Here is an 18308-nt window from a genome sequence, read left to right as displayed (position 1 = left end):
GCCCAGCACTTAAAGTTTCTTTCGTTAGAATCATACTTTTTTACCCCTTAAGTTTCCGTTACTTCTTAGGTAACGGAAATTATAGAGTACTGGACACCTACCACAAAAAGAAGAAGAAATACGTACGAACAAGGGAGTTTAGATACATTTTGCCTGATATACAGAGATATTTGAAAAGTATAGGCAGTCGAATTCATAGAACATGAAATAGGAATGTTTCATGTCCCGATACATTTTTACTGTATATTTAAATAAAAAGAGAAAAAAAAGGAATTTTGCTTGTATGTTATTAACAATTTTGTCTATATTTGCACCGAATAATTTCCGTTACCTAAGAAGTAACAGCTGCGTATTTAGACTGGTTATCAAAGACTTAATATCCTTTTCAAAGAATTCCCCTATAATTCCTGACGTAAGAATAATTCAGTCGATTTACTTTGGTACGCTCATTCAAATCAAAGCCTTTCAAGTAAATTTGTGTTGTCTTAATAGATTTATGCCCCAATGACTCGCTAATCATTTCGATAGGTACTCCCCTGTATTTAGCGGTAGTTGCCCAGGAATGGCGAAATGTATAAGAAGTTACGGATGAATGAATACGCAGTTTCTTGGCTAAACTCTTCAAATCATTATTAAAACGACGCAGTGTGGATTGATATTCTATATATGCCGCTTCTCCATCCCGTTTATTCTTTCCACTTAATATATAAAAAAGATAATCCGGATGCTCGGGAAGAACAACAGAATGCGTATTACGAAGCCGGGAAACAATACATGAAGCCGATTCTAAGATTTCTATACTCATTGGAGTTCCCGTCTTGACACGGTTGTACTTCAATATATTCCCCTCCAAATTCGACTTTTCCAAATGAGCAAGATCGGCGAAAGGCATTCCGCAGAATAAAAATAACAAATTAGCGATGGCTTGCGTCCGGCGAAGTTTTTCGGACTGCGGATCTTTATAAAGCAGCGTGTGTAATTCATTTATAGGAATTGCTTTTTTCTGACGAGTATCTACTCCGGTAAAGACATCACGAAACAAGCGATGAATATAAGGAGCCTGATGAGTATCTACTCCCTTATTGTATATGCAACGTAACATTCGCATATAAGTGGAAATCGTGTTCAACTTCAAGCGGCAGGACATCAGATAACTGCTATACCGCTTCAAATTCTCACGAGTAATCAAACTGAATGACACACATTCTGTTCCACAAAATATGGTGAAAGAGCGAAGTGCATTCTCATAAACATGCGCTGTGGCATAACGCCCTTCCTGACGCAAACAATTTATATAATTATTTGCACATACGGTAAATCCGTCTTTTCTCATAATTTACTTTCTATATTAATTGATTAAAATAAGTTTGATATTACGAGAAATAGAACGAATTTACAACAAAGAAGGTGATTTACGGTCGTTTTCTTATAAAGTTTTTAGTAACCTATACGATTTAATACTAAATTTAGCTATTCCTCGCCGGAAAATTATAGTAGAAAAGGAATGACGGAGAAATTACATTTCTACAACAAAGGCCGCTCCCGAATATCAGGAACGGCCTTAACATTTTCATTTCAATGTGATGTCAGCCTCTTTTCAAAAAGATGACATTCTGCTTATTTATACTCTACCCAGCTCTTGATAGCTATATCATCCACACTCATCGTACAGAAGGCATTGATAAATGCACTAGCCAGACGGGCATTTGTAATCAACGGTATATTCAAGTCAATGGCAGCACGACGGATTTTATACCCATTACTTAATTCTCCAGCTGTCAGATTCTTCGGGATATTGACTACCATATCGATTTCCTTGCGATGAAGCATTTCCAATGCCTGCGGATGCCCCTCCTCACTCGGCCAATAGACATGAGTACTCTCGATTCCATTCTCTGCAAGCGTTTTGTGTGTACCACCCGTTGCAAAGAGTTTGTATCCCTTATTCACCAACATACGGGCCGCATCCATCATATCAGCTTTCTGTTTCATTGTTCCCGTAGACAGCAGGATATTCTTCTTCGGAATACGATAGCCCACGGAAAGCATTGCTTTGAGTACGGCACAGGAAGTATCCATACCGATACAGCCCACTTCACCGGTAGAAGCCATATCTACCCCCAATACCGGATCGGCTTTCTGCAAGCGGTTAAAGGAGAACTGGGAAGCCTTGATTCCTACATAATCCAGTTCGAAGAGATTCTTTTCCGGTTTCTCCACAGGCAGACCGAGCATTACTTTCGTTGCCAGTTCGATAAAGTTGATCTTCAACACTTTGCTGACAAACGGGAAAGAACGGCTGGCACGGAGATTACATTCAATCACCTTGATATCATTGTCTTTCGCCAGATATTGAATATTAAACGGACCGGAGATATTCAAAGCCTTGGCAATCTCACGACTGATACGCTTAATACGGCGAACAGTTTCTACATATAACTTCTGTGGCGGAAACTGAATCGTTGCGTCACCGGAGTGTACTCCCGCAAATTCGATATGTTCACTAATAGCGTATGCCACGATTTCTCCATTCTGCGCCACCGCATCCATTTCCACTTCCTTGGCGTGTTCGATAAACTGGCTTACTACCACCGGATGTTTCTTCGATACATTGGCTGCCAGTTTCAAGAAACGTTCCAATTCTTCCTGATTAGAACAAACATTCATTGCAGCACCCGAAAGCACGTAAGACGGACGAACAAGTACGGGAAAACCGACTTCTTCAACAAACTCCTGAATGTCATCCATAGAAGTCAACTCACGCCAACGAGGCTGATCCACACCGATACGGTCGAGCATGGCAGAGAACTTCTCACGGTCCTCGGCATTGTCAATACTCTTGGCACTTGTACCAAGAATATGGATATTCTGTGCATCCAGACGTAAAGCAAGGTTGTTCGGAATCTGACCACCGGTAGATACAATCACGCCATGCGGATTCTCCAGTTCCAGAATATCCATCACACGCTCGAAGGTCAATTCGTCGAAGTACAAACGATCGCACATATCGTAGTCCGTAGATACGGTTTCAGGATTATAGTTAATCATGACACTGCGCCATCCCTCTTTGCGAATGGTATTCAAAGCCTGTACGCCACACCAGTCGAATTCTACGGAAGAACCGATACGATAAGCACCGGAACCCAGTACGACGATGGATTTATGGTCGCCCAGATAATGTACGTCATTTGCTACACCGCTATAAGTAAGGTACAGATAATTGGTTTGTGCCGGATATTCGGCTGCCAACGTATCGATCTGTTTCACTACCGGAAGGATCCCCACACTCTTACGATAATTGCGGATATAAAGAATTCCATCTTCCATATCACCTTCGTAACCGATGGCACGGGCAATCTGGAAATCGGAGAAACCTTGAACCTTAGCTTTACGAAGCAATTCGTTCGGCAGATCGGCAATCTGTTTGTGATTGTTTCCCCAACTATGCAGTTCTTCGGAAGTCTTCATGATATTCATCAACTTCTGCAAGAACCATTTATCAATCTTAGTCAGTTCATGCACCTGGTCGATGGTATATCCGGCACGAAACGCTTTCGAAATGACAAAAACACGTTTGTCAGTCGGTTCACGTAATGCCCTGTCAATATCCGGAATAACCAATTCCTTGTTTTCTACAAAACCATGCATTCCCTGTCCGATCATACGAAGACCTTTCTGAATCGCTTCTTCAAAAGTGCGTCCGATAGCCATTACTTCACCAACAGATTTCATGGAAGAACCCAATTCTTTATCAACCCCATGGAATTTACCCAAATCCCAACGAGGAATCTTACATACGACATAATCCAATGCCGGTTCGAAGAAAGCGGAAGTAGTCTTGGTTACAGAGTTCTTCAGGTCAAAGAGTCCATAACCCAATCCCAATTTGGCAGCAACGAAAGCCAGCGGATAACCGGTTGCTTTGGATGCCAAAGCGGAAGAACGGGAAAGACGGGCGTTCACTTCAATAACCCGATAATCTTCGGATTCGGGATCGAAGGCATATTGTACATTACATTCACCCACAATACCAACATGGCGGATGATACGTATGGCCAACTCGCGAAGTTTATGGTATTCTTTATTCGTAAGCGTTTGAGACGGAGCAATAACAATAGATTCACCGGTATGAATACCCAGCGGATCGAAGTTCTCCATATTACAAACGGTGATACAGTTGTCAAAGCGGTCACGCACCACTTCATATTCCACTTCTTTCCAACCACGCAGTGATTTTTCCACCAATACCTGCGGAGAGAAAGAGAATGCTTTTTCTACAAGAAGATCCAGTTGTTCTTCATTATCACAAAAACCGGAACCCAAGCCACCCAATGCATAAGCCGCACGAACAATTACCGGATAACCCAGCTCTTTCGCTGCATGACGAGCATCTTCCGCATTTTCTACGGCCTCACTCTTAATGGTCTTTACATTGATTTCATTTAATTTCTGAACGAAAAGTTCACGATCTTCGGTATCCATAATAGCTTGTACCGGAGTGCCGAGCACCTTTACATTATATTTTTCAAGGATGCCTTCCTTATATAAAGCCACTCCACAATTTAAAGCCGTCTGTCCACCGAATGCCAGCATGATACCTTCCGGCTTTTCTTTTTGAATCACTTTCTCTACGAAATATGGAGTCACCGGAAGGAAGTAAATCTGATCCGCCACTCCTTCAGATGTCTGTACCGTAGCAATATTGGGATTAATAAGAATGGTTTCAATACCTTCTTCTTTCAAGGCTTTGAGTGCCTGCGAACCGGAATAGTCAAACTCACCGGCCTCACCGATTTTCAGGGCACCGGAACCCAACAGCAATACTTTCTTTATATTTTCTTTCATGATTGTCGGTTATTTTAGCAGGTTTACAAATTCATCGAACAGGAATTCCGTATCTGTAGGTCCGCTCGCCGCTTCCGGATGGAATTGTGCAGAAAACCAAGGATTCTTTTTATGTTTGATTCCCTCATTGGATCCATCGTTCATATTGATGAACAACGGCTCCCAGTCTGCACTCAACGTATTATTATCTACAGCATAACCGTGGTTTTGTGAAGTAATAAAACAACGCTCCGTACCTACCATACGCACCGGCTGGTTATGGCTACGATGTCCGTATTTCAATTTATAAATTTTGGCTCCGCCTGCTTTTGAAAGCAACTGGTTTCCCATACAGATACCGAAAATAGGCAATTTCTCGTTTGCCATCGCCTTGCGAATATTCTGCACCGCAGCATCACAAGTATCCGGGTCGCCCGGTCCGTTGGAGATAAATAACCCGTCAAATTCGAGTCCGTTGTAATCATAATCCCAAGGCACACGGATTACTTCCACACCACGTTTCAGCAGACAACGAATAATATTTGTCTTTACACCGCAATCTACCAGAATAACCTTCTTAAATTGAGAATTGAAAGTTGAGAATTGAGAATTAAGCTGCGCATAGGAGCTATTTATGGAGAAAGTTTGTGAAGTTCCGGCAGGAAGATAGCAAATAATCTCTTTGCAAGATACACGATCTACATAATTGACGCCTGCGTATGCTGCTTCAGGCACATTATCCGGCTCATCATCGAAAACGATTTTCCCCATCATTACTCCATGTTCACGAAGAACCTTAGTCAGCTCGCGCGTATCGATGCCTGTGATGCCGGGAATTTGCTCGCGTTTCAGCCAGTCGCCGAGACTTTCCACTGCGTTCCAATGGCTGTATTCATAAGAATAGTCACTTACGATAATCGCTTCCGCATGGATTTTCTCACTTTCCATGAAAGTGGCAAGTCCATTCGGTTCGATGGTAAAAGGAGGAACACCGTAATTGCCTACCAGAGGATAGGTAAGCGTCATCAACTGTCCGGCATAGGAAGGATCAGTAAGGCTCTCCGGATATCCGGTCATGGCAGTATTAAAAACTACTTCGCCTGCCACCGGCTTCTCGTAGCCAAACGACTTACCGGAAAACCGGCTCCCGTCGTCAAGGATTAATGTCACATTTCTCATTCTTATTATTGAATCGTTGTATGGTTGTTAGAATTGATACATTTGTTCTATGTAGTCGATGAATGCCCGGTTCACCATTTTTACCCCTCCCGGGGTAGGGTAATTGCCGCTAAAATACCAGTCGCCCTTATGATGCGGACAAGCCTCGTGCAGTCCTTCCAGCGGTTGATAGACGATTTCCACTTTCGCTTTTGTCCCTTTGGGCGTCAGCAGTTCCACCATCTTGGCAGAGATTTCCTCATCGGTGAACGGAGCATAGATATCCTTCACATAGTTTACCATCTGCTCTTTCGGCAGTCCCACCTGATCTTTCGATTTACGGTAGGCAGCCGCAATCACATCTTTCATATCCCGCTCCTTTAACAGTTCGACAGCAGCCCTGAAAGCGATAAACTCGCTCATCTTTGCCATATCAATACCGTAATAATCAGGGTAACGCACTTGTGGAGAAGAAGATACTATCACAATCTTCTTCGGACCCAAACGATCGAGAATACCGATGATACTTTGCTTCAGCGTAGTACCACGCACAATGCTGTCGTCAATAATCACCAGATTATCGACACCGGGTACCAGACTTCCGTATGTGATATCATACACATGGGCAGCCAAATCATTACGACTGTTTCCTTCGGCAATGAACGTACGGAGTTTGATGTCCTTGATTGCCACCTTTTCGCTACGAATACGACGGGAAAGAATAATTTCCAGTTCATCCATATTCGGATGATGCCCCAATGCGGCGATCTGCTGCACTTTCTCCTCATTCAAGTAATCGTCCAGTCCCTGCAACATTCCGTAGAAAGCAACCTCCGCAGTGTTGGGAATAAAAGAGAAAACCGTATGATCGATGTCATTATTGATCGCTTTCAAAATTCTCGGAACCAACTTTTCACCCAACCGTTTCCTTTCCTTATAAATATCGACATCACTGCCACGGGAGAAATAGATACGTTCAAAAGAACAAGCATGATTCTCGCGCGGCTTGTTAATTTGCGAAGTACGGATTTTACCTTCTTTGCTGATTAACAATGCTTGCCCCGGTTGCAATTCTTTGATTTCCTCAAACGGAACATTCAAAGCAGTCTGGATCACCGGACGTTCGGAAGCAAGAACAGCTATCTCATCATCCCGATACCAGAATGCAGGCCGGATTCCCCACGGGTCGCGGATGGCGAAAGACTCACCGCTTCCGGTCAATCCGCAGATCACGTATCCCCCATCCCATTCGCGGCTGGAAGTACGCAACACGTTTGCCAAATCAATATATTCTTCTATATAATGAGTGATTCCCATGCCCGTAAGCCCCTCGGCTTCAGCAAGATTGAATACACGCTCCACTTCACGGTCAAGACGGTGTCCCACCTGCTCCAACATAATATATGTATCGGCATATTTACGCGGATGCTGACCGATGGCAGTGATACGGGCAAATATCTCATCTACATTCGTCATATTGAAATTTCCGCAGAGAGCCAGATTCTTGGCGCGCCAGTTATTTCTTCTTAAAAATGGATGCACATAAGAGATTCCGGATTTTCCCGTCGTGGAATAACGAAGATGTCCCATATATACTTCACCGGCAAAAGGCAAAGTTCGTTTGGCATACGCTGCATCGTGCAACTGTTCGGGAGTGAGATCCTTAAAATTGTTTTGAACGTTTTCAAAGATTTCCGTAATGGCTCCGGAACCTAAAGCGCGTTCACGAAACATATATTCTTCGCCCGGATTTGCTTCCAGTTTCACACATGCCAGTCCCGCACCTTCCTGTCCACGATTATGTTGCTTCTCCATCAACAGGTAGAGTTTATTAAGACCGTACATCCATGTCCCGTACTTTTTCTCGTAATACTCCAACGGTTTGAGCAAGCGTATCATGGCAACGCCACATTCATGTTTCAATTGTTCCATCTATACTATTTACAATTTGACGATTTACTATTTACGATTTAAATTACCACCTGCCAATCAAACAATTTACTATCTATCATTGATTCTTCAATCGTAAATCGTAAATTGTCTAATTGTAAATCACATCACTCTACTGTTACCGACTTCGCCAGATTTCTCGGCTGATCCACATCCATCCCTTTGCATACCGCAATGTGGTAAGCAAGAAGTTGGAGAGGTACCGTAGTTATTAACGGATCGAGACATTCGATTGTTTCAGGAAGTTCGATACTACAATCAGCGATTTTGCTGATAACGGTATCTCCTTTCGTCACGAACGCAATCACTTTTCCTTTCCGTGCCTTGATCTCCTGAATATTACTTACTACTTTCTCATACAATCCATTCTGCGTAGCAATCACCACTACCGGCATTTCCGCATCGATCAAGGCAATCGGTCCGTGTTTCATCTCCGCAGCCGGATAACCTTCGGCGTGAATATACGATATTTCTTTCAATTTCAATGCACCTTCCAGAGCTACGGGATAACTATATCCGCGTCCCAGGTAAATAAAATTATGCGCATAAGTGAAAGTTTTCGATAACTCCGCCAAAGTATCATTCAATTCCAACACCTCTTTCATCTTTTCCGGAATATGATTTAGCTCCTGTACGATTGAAAGATAATGCTGTTCGTCAATGGTTCCTTTCGTTTTGGCAAGTGTCAATGCCAGCATCGCCAATACAGTGACCTGTCCGGTAAATGCTTTGGTAGAAGCCACCCCGATTTCCGGACCCACATGAATATACGAACCGGTATGAGTGGCACGGGGAATAGAGGATCCGATCGCATTGCAAATACCATATATAAATGCCCCGCGGCTTTTCGCCAATTCCACAGCAGCCAATGTATCTGCCGTCTCACCACTCTGGGAGATTGCTATCACCACATCCTGCCCGTCAATCACCGGATCACGGTAGCGGAATTCGGAAGCATACTCCACTTCTACCGGTATGCGGCAGAAACTCTCAATCAGATGCTTACCGATCAGTCCGGCATGCCAGGAAGTTCCGCAAGCAACAATAATAAACCGTTTGGCATTCAGCAGCTTTTCCCGGTGATCTATCACAGCAGAAAGTACCACATTATCAGCTTCCACATTGATACGTCCGCGCATACAATCATGAATACAATCGGGCTGTTCGAAAATCTCTTTCAACATAAAGTGCGGATATCCCCCTTTTTCCAACTGACCGAGATTGAGTTCCACCTTCTTTATTTCAGGTATCATTTCAACATTGCTCAAGTTGACCACCTTCAACTCCTTCCCCAGATTCAAGACAGCGATTTCCCCGTCTTCCAGATAAACCACCTTGTCGGTATATTCTACAATCGGAGTAGCATCCGAAGCAAGAAAGAACTCATTCTCTCCAATCCCCACTACCAACGGACTACTCTTACGGGCAGCAATAATCTCATCAGGATGCTCTTTATCAAGAATCGCAATCGCATAAGCACCAATCACCTCCCCTAACGCCAACTGAACAGCCGTCAACAGACTGACCTGATGAGTGACTTTCATGTATTCTATTAATTGAACGAGGACTTCGGTATCTGTACTACTTTTAAAAAGATAGCCTTTGGCTTGAAGTTTTTCTTTAAGAACGGCGTAGTTTTCAATAATACCGTTATGAATGAGAGCGAGCTTTTCGGAAGAAGAGTAATGAGGGTGGGCGTTAGCGGAACAAGGTTCCCCGTGAGTAGCCCAACGGGTATGGGCAATTCCGATTGTACCGGAAATATCTTTCTGTGTGACGAAATTTTCAAGATCGGAGACTTTCCCTTTCGTCTTATACACATTTAACTGTTGGTCATCACTAATGATTGCTACCCCCGCACTGTCATATCCACGATACTCCAGTCGCTTCAACCCTTTGATAAGGATAGGGTAGGCTTTTCGTTTACCAATATAGCCTACTATTCCACACATATTATGATATTTTTATTTCGCCTGCAAATATACACATTACAAATAACATAAAGACAACAAAAAACAGATTTATTTGACAGAAACGCATAAAAAAGTTTCAAACACATCAAAAAGTTAAATAATATATTATTTTTAGCTCAAAAAGAAACAAATTACAATCAGCTTCAAATAAGGATAAATAAGCTAACAAATTAAAAGTAAATTTCCTGTTTTTAATAACAATTTAAAAGAATAAAGATTCCTATTCTTATTTCGCGTCACACAAAAGCTAAATTTTACTATCATTTTGGAATTAAAACACTAACTTTGCCAAACAATTTGATACATCAAACAGGTATTATCATACAATAAAGCTATTAAGAATGAAGAAACAAGAACTTTTTAACAACGTAACAGAAGGATTCCCTTACCAACGACAGCCCAAACAGATGGGCTTGTACGATGCGGCATACGAACACGATGCCTGCGGTGTTGGTATGCTGGTTAACATTCATGGAGAAAAGTCACACGACATTGTTGAGTCGGCTTTAAAGGTATTAGAGAACATGCGTCATCGCGGTGCCGAGGGTGCGGATAACAAGACCGGTGACGGGGCAGGTATCATGCTTCAAATTCCGCATGAATTTATTTTATTACAAGGTATTCCTGTCCCCGAAAAAGGACGGTACGGCACAGGATTGTTATTTTTGCCGAAAAACGAAAAAGACCAGGCAGCTATTCTAAGTATTATTATTGAAGAAATTGAAAAAGAAGGACTCACATTGATGCATCTGCGCAATGTGCCCACCTGCCCCGAAATCCTGGGAGAATCAGCTCTGGCAAACGAACCGGATATCAAACAAATATTCATCACCGGATTTACGGAAACGGAAACTGCCGACCGGAAGTTATACCTGATCCGGAAAAGAATCGAAAATAAAGTCAGATTGTCATCTATTCCGGCAAAAGACGATTTTTATGTTGTGTCGCTCTCTACCAAAAGCATTATATATAAAGGTATGCTTTCATCATTACAACTGCGCAACTACTATCCGGACCTGACAAATAGCTATTTTACCAGCGGACTGGCATTGGTGCACTCTCGTTTCAGTACCAATACATTCCCCACATGGGGATTGGCACAGCCGTTCCGTCTGCTGGCACACAACGGTGAAATCAATACTATCCGTGGCAACCGAGGATGGATGGAAGCCCGTGAAAGTGTACTCTCCACTCCCACTTTAGGCGATATAAAAGAAATCCGCCCGATTATACAACCGGGCATGAGCGACAGTGCTTCTCTGGATAATGTGCTAGAGTTCCTGGTGATGTCAGGATTGAGCCTGCCACATGCCATGGCTATGCTCGTACCAGAATCTTTCAACGAAAAGAATCCGATCAGTGAAGATCTGAAAGCATTCTACGAATACCACTCCATCCTGATGGAACCATGGGACGGACCGGCCGCACTACTTTTCAGCGACGGACGATTTGCCGGAGGTATGCTCGACCGCAATGGCCTGCGCCCTGCCCGTTATTTGATTACTAAAAACGATATGATGGTGGTAGCTTCGGAAGTCGGTGTTATGGATTTCGAACCGGGAGACATTAAAGAAAAAGGTCGCTTACAGCCCGGCAAAATTCTGCTGGTGGATACGGAAAAAGGTGAAATTTACTATGACGGTGAACTGAAAAAGCAGTTGGCTGAAGCCAAACCTTACCGCAGCTGGCTATCTACCAACCGGATCGAACTAGACGAACTGAAAAGCGGACGCAAAGTTCCCCATCAGGTGGAAAACTACAACCGTATGCTTCGTACTTTCGGCTACTCCAAGGAGGACATCGAAAAACTGATTATGCCGATGGCAAGTACCGGAGCAGAACCGATCAACTCAATGGGCAATGACACTCCGCTAGCCGTACTTTCAGATAAGCCGCAGTTGCTTTACAACTATTTCCGTCAGCAATTTGCACAGGTAACCAATCCGCCTATTGACCCGCTTCGCGAAGAACTGGTGATGTCATTGACGGAATATATCGGAGCAGTCGGCATGAATATTCTGACACCCAGTGAAAGTCATTGTAAAATGGTACGCCTGAACCACCCGATTTTGAGCAATACACAACTGGATATTCTTTGTAATATCCGGTACAAAGGCTTCAAAACGGTCAAACTCCCTATGTTGTTTGAGGTTGCAAAAGGGAAAGCCGGATTGCAGGAAGCACTGGCCCATCTTTGTAAAATGGCGGAAGAATCCGTGACGGAAGGTGTAAACTACATTGTACTGACCGACCGTGAGGTGGATATTACCCATGCTGCCATTCCATCATTGCTGGCAGTAAGCGCTGTTCATCACCACCTGATTTCAGTTGGTAAACGGGTACAAACGGCATTGATTGTAGAAAGCGGTGAAATACGTGAAGTGATGCACGCCGCGTTATTGTTGGGTTTCGGAGCAAGTGCCCTGAATCCTTACATGGCATTTGCCGTCCTCGACCGACTGGTAAAAGACAAGGATATTCAGTTGGATTATACCACTGCCGAAAAGAACTATATCAAATCCATCTGTAAAGGCTTGTTTAAAATCATGAGTAAGATGGGTATCTCTACGATCCGCTCCTATCGTGGCGCTAAGATTTTCGAAGCTGTCGGTTTGAGTGAAGAGTTGAGCAAGGCTTATTTCGGAGGACTCGGTTCACCGATCGGAGGTATCCGTCTGGAAGAAATAGCCAGAGATGCCATTGCTTTCCATAAAGATGGATTTGAAGGTATTAAAAATGAAGAGTTATTAAAAAACAACGGTTTGTATGCTTTCCGTAAAGATGGAGAAAAGCACGCATGGAATCCGGAAACAATCAGCACGCTGCAATTGGCTACACGACTGGGGAGTTATAAGAAATTTAAAGAGTACACCCATCTGGTAGACGAAAAAGAGAAGCCTATTTTCCTTCGTGACTTCCTGGGATTCCGTCGTAATCCTATTTCTATCGATCAGGTGGAACCGGTGGAAAATATTCTGCATCGTTTCGTCACAGGAGCTATGTCTTTTGGTTCCATCAGCAAGGAAGCCCACGAGGCAATGGCTGTTGCCATGAATAAAATCCATGGACGCAGCAATACTGGTGAAGGTGGTGAAGATGCCGCGCGTTTCCAACCGTTGCCGGATGGCAGTTCTTTACGAAGTGCGATCAAACAGGTAGCTTCCGGTCGTTTCGGTGTAACGGCAGAGTATCTGGTGAATGCGGACGAAATTCAAATTAAGATAGCACAGGGAGCCAAACCGGGTGAAGGGGGACAACTTCCGGGATTTAAAGTAAATGATGTGATTGCGAAAACACGTCATTCCATTCCGGGAATTTCGCTAATTTCTCCCCCGCCCCATCATGATATTTATTCGATTGAGGATTTGGCTCAACTGATCTTCGATTTGAAAAATGTAAATCCACAGGCCAAAATCAGCGTGAAACTGGTAGCAGAAAGCGGTGTCGGTACGATTGCCGCCGGTGTGGCAAAAGCAAAGGCGGATTTGATTGTCATCTCCGGCGCTGAAGGGGGTACGGGTGCTTCTCCCGCTTCTTCTATCCGCTATGCGGGTATCTCACCGGAATTAGGATTGAGCGAAACACAGCAAACACTGGTTCTGAACGGACTTCGTGGCCAAGTAGTTCTGCAAGCCGACGGACAGCTGAAAACCGGACGGGATATCATCTTAATGGCATTAATGGGTGCCGAAGAATATGGTTTCGCCACCTCCGCATTAATCGTATTGGGTTGTGTAATGATGCGTAAATGTCATCAGAACACTTGTCCGGTAGGAGTTGCCACGCAGAATGAAGAGTTACGTAAACGCTTTCATGGACGCAGTGAATATTTAGTAAACTTTTTCACATTCCTGGCACAGGAAGTCCGTGAGCATTTGGCTGAAATGGGATTCACCCGGATGGATGACATCATCGGACGTACAGACTTAATCGAACGCAAGTCCGATGCCAATGACCCGAATCCGAAGCATACTTTAATCGACTTCAGCAAATTGTTGGCACGTGTTGACAACAGTGCGGCTATCCGTCATGTCATCGACCAGGATCATGGAATTTCTACTGTAAAGGATGTAACCATCATCGATGCCGCACAGGAAGCTATCGAACATGAGAAAGAGATTTCTTTAGAATATACGATTGCCAATACAGACCGTGCAATAGGTGCTATGCTTTCCGGAGTGATCGCCAAGAAATACGGTGCCAAAGGATTGCCGGAACATACGCTGAATGTAAAATTCAAAGGTTCGGCAGGTCAGTCTTTCGGAGCTTTTCTCGTACCGGGAGTTAACTTTAAACTGGAAGGTGAAGCGAATGATTACCTGGGCAAAGGATTGAGTGGCGGACGTATCTCCGTATTGCCTCCTATCCGCAGCAACTTCGAAGCCGAAAAAAATACAATCGCCGGTAATACCTTGCTTTATGGCGCAACAAGCGGTGAAGTATATATCAACGGCCGTGTAGGAGAACGTTTTGCTGTTCGTAACTCCGGCGCAGTCGCCGTAGTGGAAGGCGTGGGTGACCACTGTTGCGAATACATGACCGGAGGTCGTGTGGTAGTCCTCGGACAAACCGGACGTAACTTTGCAGCCGGTATGAGTGGCGGTGTGGCTTATGTATGGAACAAGGACGGTAACTTCGATTATTTCTGCAACATGGAAATGGTGGAACTGTCACTCATCGAAGAAGCCAGCTACCGGAAAGAGTTGCACGAACTAATCCGCCAGCATTACCTCTACACAGGCTCGAAACTGGCACGCATCCTACTCGACAACTGGAATCATTACGTAGACCAATTCATCCAAGTAGTGCCCATCGAATACAAAAAAGTACTGCAGGAAGAACAAATGAGAAAGTTACAACAAAAAATTGCAGATATGCAAAGAGACTATTAGATTTACAATTTGACTATTTACAATTTACTATTTGAATGTATAGTCTGTAAATAGTCAAATAGCAAATGACAAGATAGTCTAGAAATAGTAAATCGTAAATCGTCAAATAGTAAATAACAAGATGGGAGATCCTAGAGCATTTTTAAATATAGCTCGGCAGGAGGCGGGATATCGCCCTGTGAGCGAGCGAATCACTGACTATAGTCAGGTGGAACAGACATTGAATACAAACAGCCGTAAATTGCAGGCGTCACGCTGCATGGATTGCGGCGTACCTTTCTGTCATTGGGCATGCCCGATAGGAAATAAACAACCGGAATGGCAGGATGCATTATACAAAGGAAAATGGAAGGAGGCTTACGAAGTATTGTCATCTACTTGCGATTTTCCTGAATTTACAGGACGTATCTGTCCTGCCCTTTGCGAGAAATCATGCGTGCTGAAACTTTCCTGCGACCAGCCGGTAACTATCCGTGAGAATGAGGCGGCAATCGTAGAAGCTGCTTTTCGTGAAGGATATATACAGGTAAAGACTCCGGAAAGAAACGGAAAGAAAGTAGCGGTGATTGGTGCAGGTCCTGCCGGACTGGTAGTTGCCAATCAGTTAAATCTAAAAGGATATAGCGTTACTCTATTCGATAAGGATGAAGCTCCCGGAGGATTACTACGATTTGGTATCCCTAATTTCAAACTGGACAAGAATGTAATCGACCGACGGATGAAGATATTGGCCGCAGAAGGAATCCGGTTTGAGATGGGAGTAGAAATAGATGTCAATCATTTACCGGAAGGATTCGATGCTTACTGCATCTGTACAGGAACACCGGCAGCACGTGACTTGAGTATTCCGGGACGTGAACTGAAAGGGATTCATTTCGCACTCGAAATGCTGGCACAACAGAACAGGATTTTGGCAGGACAGACTTTCCCGAAAGACAAGTTGGTAAATGCCAAAGGCAAAAAGGTTCTCGTGATAGGTGGCGGTGATACCGGTTCCGACTGTATCGGAACCAGCGTGCGACAAGGAGCCGTCAGTGTCACTCAAATAGAGATCATGCCGAAACCTCCTGTCGGATACAATCCGGCTACCCCATGGCCTCAATGGCCGGTAGTCTTCAAAACGACTTCCAGCCATGAAGAAGGTTGTACACGCCGTTGGTGTCTGGCTTCCAATCAGTTTCTCGGAAAGAATGGAAAAGTGACAGGCGTAGAAGTGGAAGAAGTGGAATGGATTCCGGCAACAGCTGGCGGACGTCCCACGATGAAACCGACAGGAAAAAAGGAAGTCATCGAAGCGGACATGGTATTGCTGGCGATGGGATTCCTGAAACCGGAACAGCCGAAGTTTGCCGAAAATGTATTCCTTGCCGGAGATGCGGATACAGGAGCCAGCCTCGTCGTACGTGCCATGGCAGGAGGAAGAAAAGCGGCTGCAGAAATAGACACTTATTTGACGAAATAATCTCCGAAGTAAGGAATACTAAGAGGTCTGACTGCTATTATCGGTTCGTTCCACCTAGGTGGAACTTAAGGATAACCTAGGTAGAATTTAAAGACAACCATGGTGGAACGAAAAGTCAACCTAGGTAGAACGAATAAATAATAGCAATCGGGCTTCTTAGAAACAGCGAATAAACAATCAACATATTCAATCACCCCCAAAAACTTAAAGTTATGTGTGGAATAGCAGGTATACTCAACATAAAGGTTCAAACGAAAGAACTAAGAGATAAAGCACTGAAGATGGCCCAGAAAATCCGTCATCGCGGACCGGACTGGAGTGGAATCTATGTAGGTGGAAGTGCCATCCTGGCACACGAACGCCTGTCAATCGTCGACCCGCAGAGCGGCGGCCAACCGTTATACTCTCCTGATCGTAAACAGGTGCTCGCCGTAAACGGTGAGATATACAACCACCGGGACATTCGTGCTCAATACGCCGGAAAATATAACTTTCAGACAGGAAGTGACTGTGAGGTCATTCTTGCTCTTTACAAAGAGAAAGGCATCCACTTCCTGGAAGATATTAGCGGTATCTTTGCTTTTGTTCTTTATGATGAAGAAAAGGATGAATTTCTGATTGCCCGTGATCCGATAGGGGTTATTCCTTTATATATAGGAAAAGATAAAGAAGGAAGAATCTACTTCGGCAGCGAACTGAAAGCACTTGAAGGATTTTGCGACGAATATGAGGTATTCCTTCCCGGACATTATTTCCATAGCAAAGAAGGAAAAATGAAACGTTGGTATTCACGCGACTGGACAGCTTATGAAGCCGTCAAAGACAATGACGCACAAACCGGTGATGTGAAAACAGCATTAGAAGATGCCGTACATCGCCAGTTAATGAGTGACGTACCTTATGGAGTGCTTCTTTCGGGTGGGCTGGACAGTTCCGTCATCTCCGCTATTGCCAAAAAATATGCGGCAAAGCGTATAGAGACAGACGGAGCGAGTGATGCGTGGTGGCCTCAACTCCACTCCTTCGCCATCGGACTCAAAGGTGCTCCCGATTTGATTAAAGCACGTGAAGTGGCTGAATATATCGGTACTGTCCACCATGAAATAAACTATACTGTTCAGGAAGGTCTGGATGCCCTGCGTGATGTCATTTATTTCATCGAGACATACGATGTAACCACGGTACGCGCTTCCACTCCCATGTACCTACTGGCACGTGTCATCAAATCGATGGGGATTAAAATGGTGTTGAGCGGTGAAGGTGCCGATGAAGTTTTCGGAGGGTATCTATACTTCCACAAGGCCCCCACTCCACAGGCATTCCACGAAGAAACGGTACGTAAACTTTCAAAGTTACACATGTACGATTGTCTCCGTGCCAACAAAAGTCTGTCAGCATGGGGCGTAGAAGGACGCGTCCCTTTCCTTGACAAAGAATTTCTCGATGTAGCCATGAACCTGAATCCGAAAGCTAAAATGTGCCCCGGAAAGGATATTGAGAAACGGATTGTTCGCGAAGCCTTTGCCGATATGTTACCGGAAAGTGTGGCGTGGAGACAAAAAGAACAATTCAGTGACGGTGTGGGATATTCATGGATCGATACTTTGAGAGAAATCACAGCGGCTGCCGTTAGCGATGAGCAAATGGAACATGCTGCCGAACGCTTCCCCATCCATACTCCGCAAAACAAGGAAGAATACTATTATCGTAGTATCTTTGAAGAGCATTTCCCCAGTGAAAGTGCAGCACGCAGCGTACCGAGTGTTCCCAGTGTGGCCTGTTCCACAGCAGAAGCGCTGGCGTGGGATATTGCTTTCAGGAACCTGAATGAGCCTAGCGGACGTGCGGTGAGAGGAATACACGAAGAGGCCTATACTTAACTGATAAAAATAACGGAAAGAGCAGATTCTGTTATTCTTTTGTAGCATTTCTATTTTAAAATCCCAAGGATTAACGCAGATTAGCATATTATTGTCTGATTTGCGTTTTCTTTTTTATAATTTTGAGGCCAAACCCAATTAAATCTATCAAACTTTTAAAAGACCAAAC

General features: G+C 44.1%; 8 protein-coding genes. 3 read left to right on the top strand and 5 right to left on the bottom strand.

The window, feature by feature from the left end; translation table 11 throughout:
* Positions 1 to 385: 385 nt before the first annotated feature.
* From I2I13_RS16195 to glmS, 5 genes are all read right to left on the bottom strand, one after another.
* A complete protein-coding gene (locus I2I13_RS16195) occupies positions 386 to 1333 on the bottom strand; it encodes a site-specific integrase (protein WP_148367519.1) in 948 nt (315 codons plus the stop codon).
* Positions 1334 to 1617: 284 nt separating this feature from the next.
* Positions 1618 to 4845, bottom strand: a complete 3228-nt coding sequence (gene carB / locus I2I13_RS16190) for a carbamoyl-phosphate synthase (glutamine-hydrolyzing) large subunit (RefSeq protein ID WP_195649976.1) — start codon at positions 4843 to 4845, stop codon at positions 1618 to 1620.
* Between the two features lie 9 nt (positions 4846 to 4854).
* Positions 4855 to 6003 (bottom strand): glutamine-hydrolyzing carbamoyl-phosphate synthase small subunit, encoded by a 1149-nt coding sequence (gene carA / locus I2I13_RS16185; protein WP_074558392.1) that lies wholly within the window; start codon positions 6001 to 6003, stop codon positions 4855 to 4857.
* Positions 6004 to 6030: 27 nt separating this feature from the next.
* On the bottom strand, positions 6031 to 7914 hold the full coding sequence (locus I2I13_RS16180) for an amidophosphoribosyltransferase (RefSeq protein WP_148367523.1): 1884 nt from the start codon (positions 7912 to 7914) through the stop codon (positions 6031 to 6033).
* 125 nt (positions 7915 to 8039) lie between these two features.
* Positions 8040 to 9884 carry a glutamine--fructose-6-phosphate transaminase (isomerizing) gene (glmS, locus tag I2I13_RS16175; protein WP_148367525.1) on the bottom strand — a complete coding sequence of 615 codons (1845 nt, stop codon included), beginning with the start codon at positions 9882 to 9884 and terminating at the stop codon, positions 8040 to 8042.
* Between the two features lie 362 nt (positions 9885 to 10246).
* On the opposite strand from glmS, the gene gltB reads away from it, so the two are divergent.
* The 3 genes from gltB (at position 10247) to asnB (ending at position 18139) form a co-directional block, all read left to right on the top strand.
* A complete protein-coding gene (gene gltB, locus I2I13_RS16170) occupies positions 10247 to 14797 on the top strand; it encodes a glutamate synthase large subunit (RefSeq protein WP_195649975.1) in 4551 nt (1516 codons plus the stop codon).
* Between the two features lie 121 nt (positions 14798 to 14918).
* Entirely contained in the window at positions 14919 to 16259 is a 1341-nt protein-coding gene (locus I2I13_RS16165; RefSeq protein WP_148367529.1) for a glutamate synthase subunit beta, read from the top strand.
* 212 nt (positions 16260 to 16471) lie between these two features.
* Positions 16472 to 18139 carry an asparagine synthase B gene (gene asnB, locus I2I13_RS16160; protein WP_148367531.1) on the top strand — a complete coding sequence of 556 codons (1668 nt, stop codon included), beginning with the start codon at positions 16472 to 16474 and terminating at the stop codon, positions 18137 to 18139.
* The last annotated feature ends 169 nt before the right edge of the window (positions 18140 to 18308 follow it).

Origin of the sequence: Bacteroides sp. D55t1_190419_B8, from assembly GCF_015558905.1 — a bacterium.
GTDB classification, from domain to species: Bacteria; Bacteroidota; Bacteroidia; order Bacteroidales; family Bacteroidaceae; genus Bacteroides; species Bacteroides vicugnae.
The sequence above is the reverse complement of the archived record's forward strand: the minus strand, read 5'-3'. Positions and strand labels throughout refer to the sequence as shown.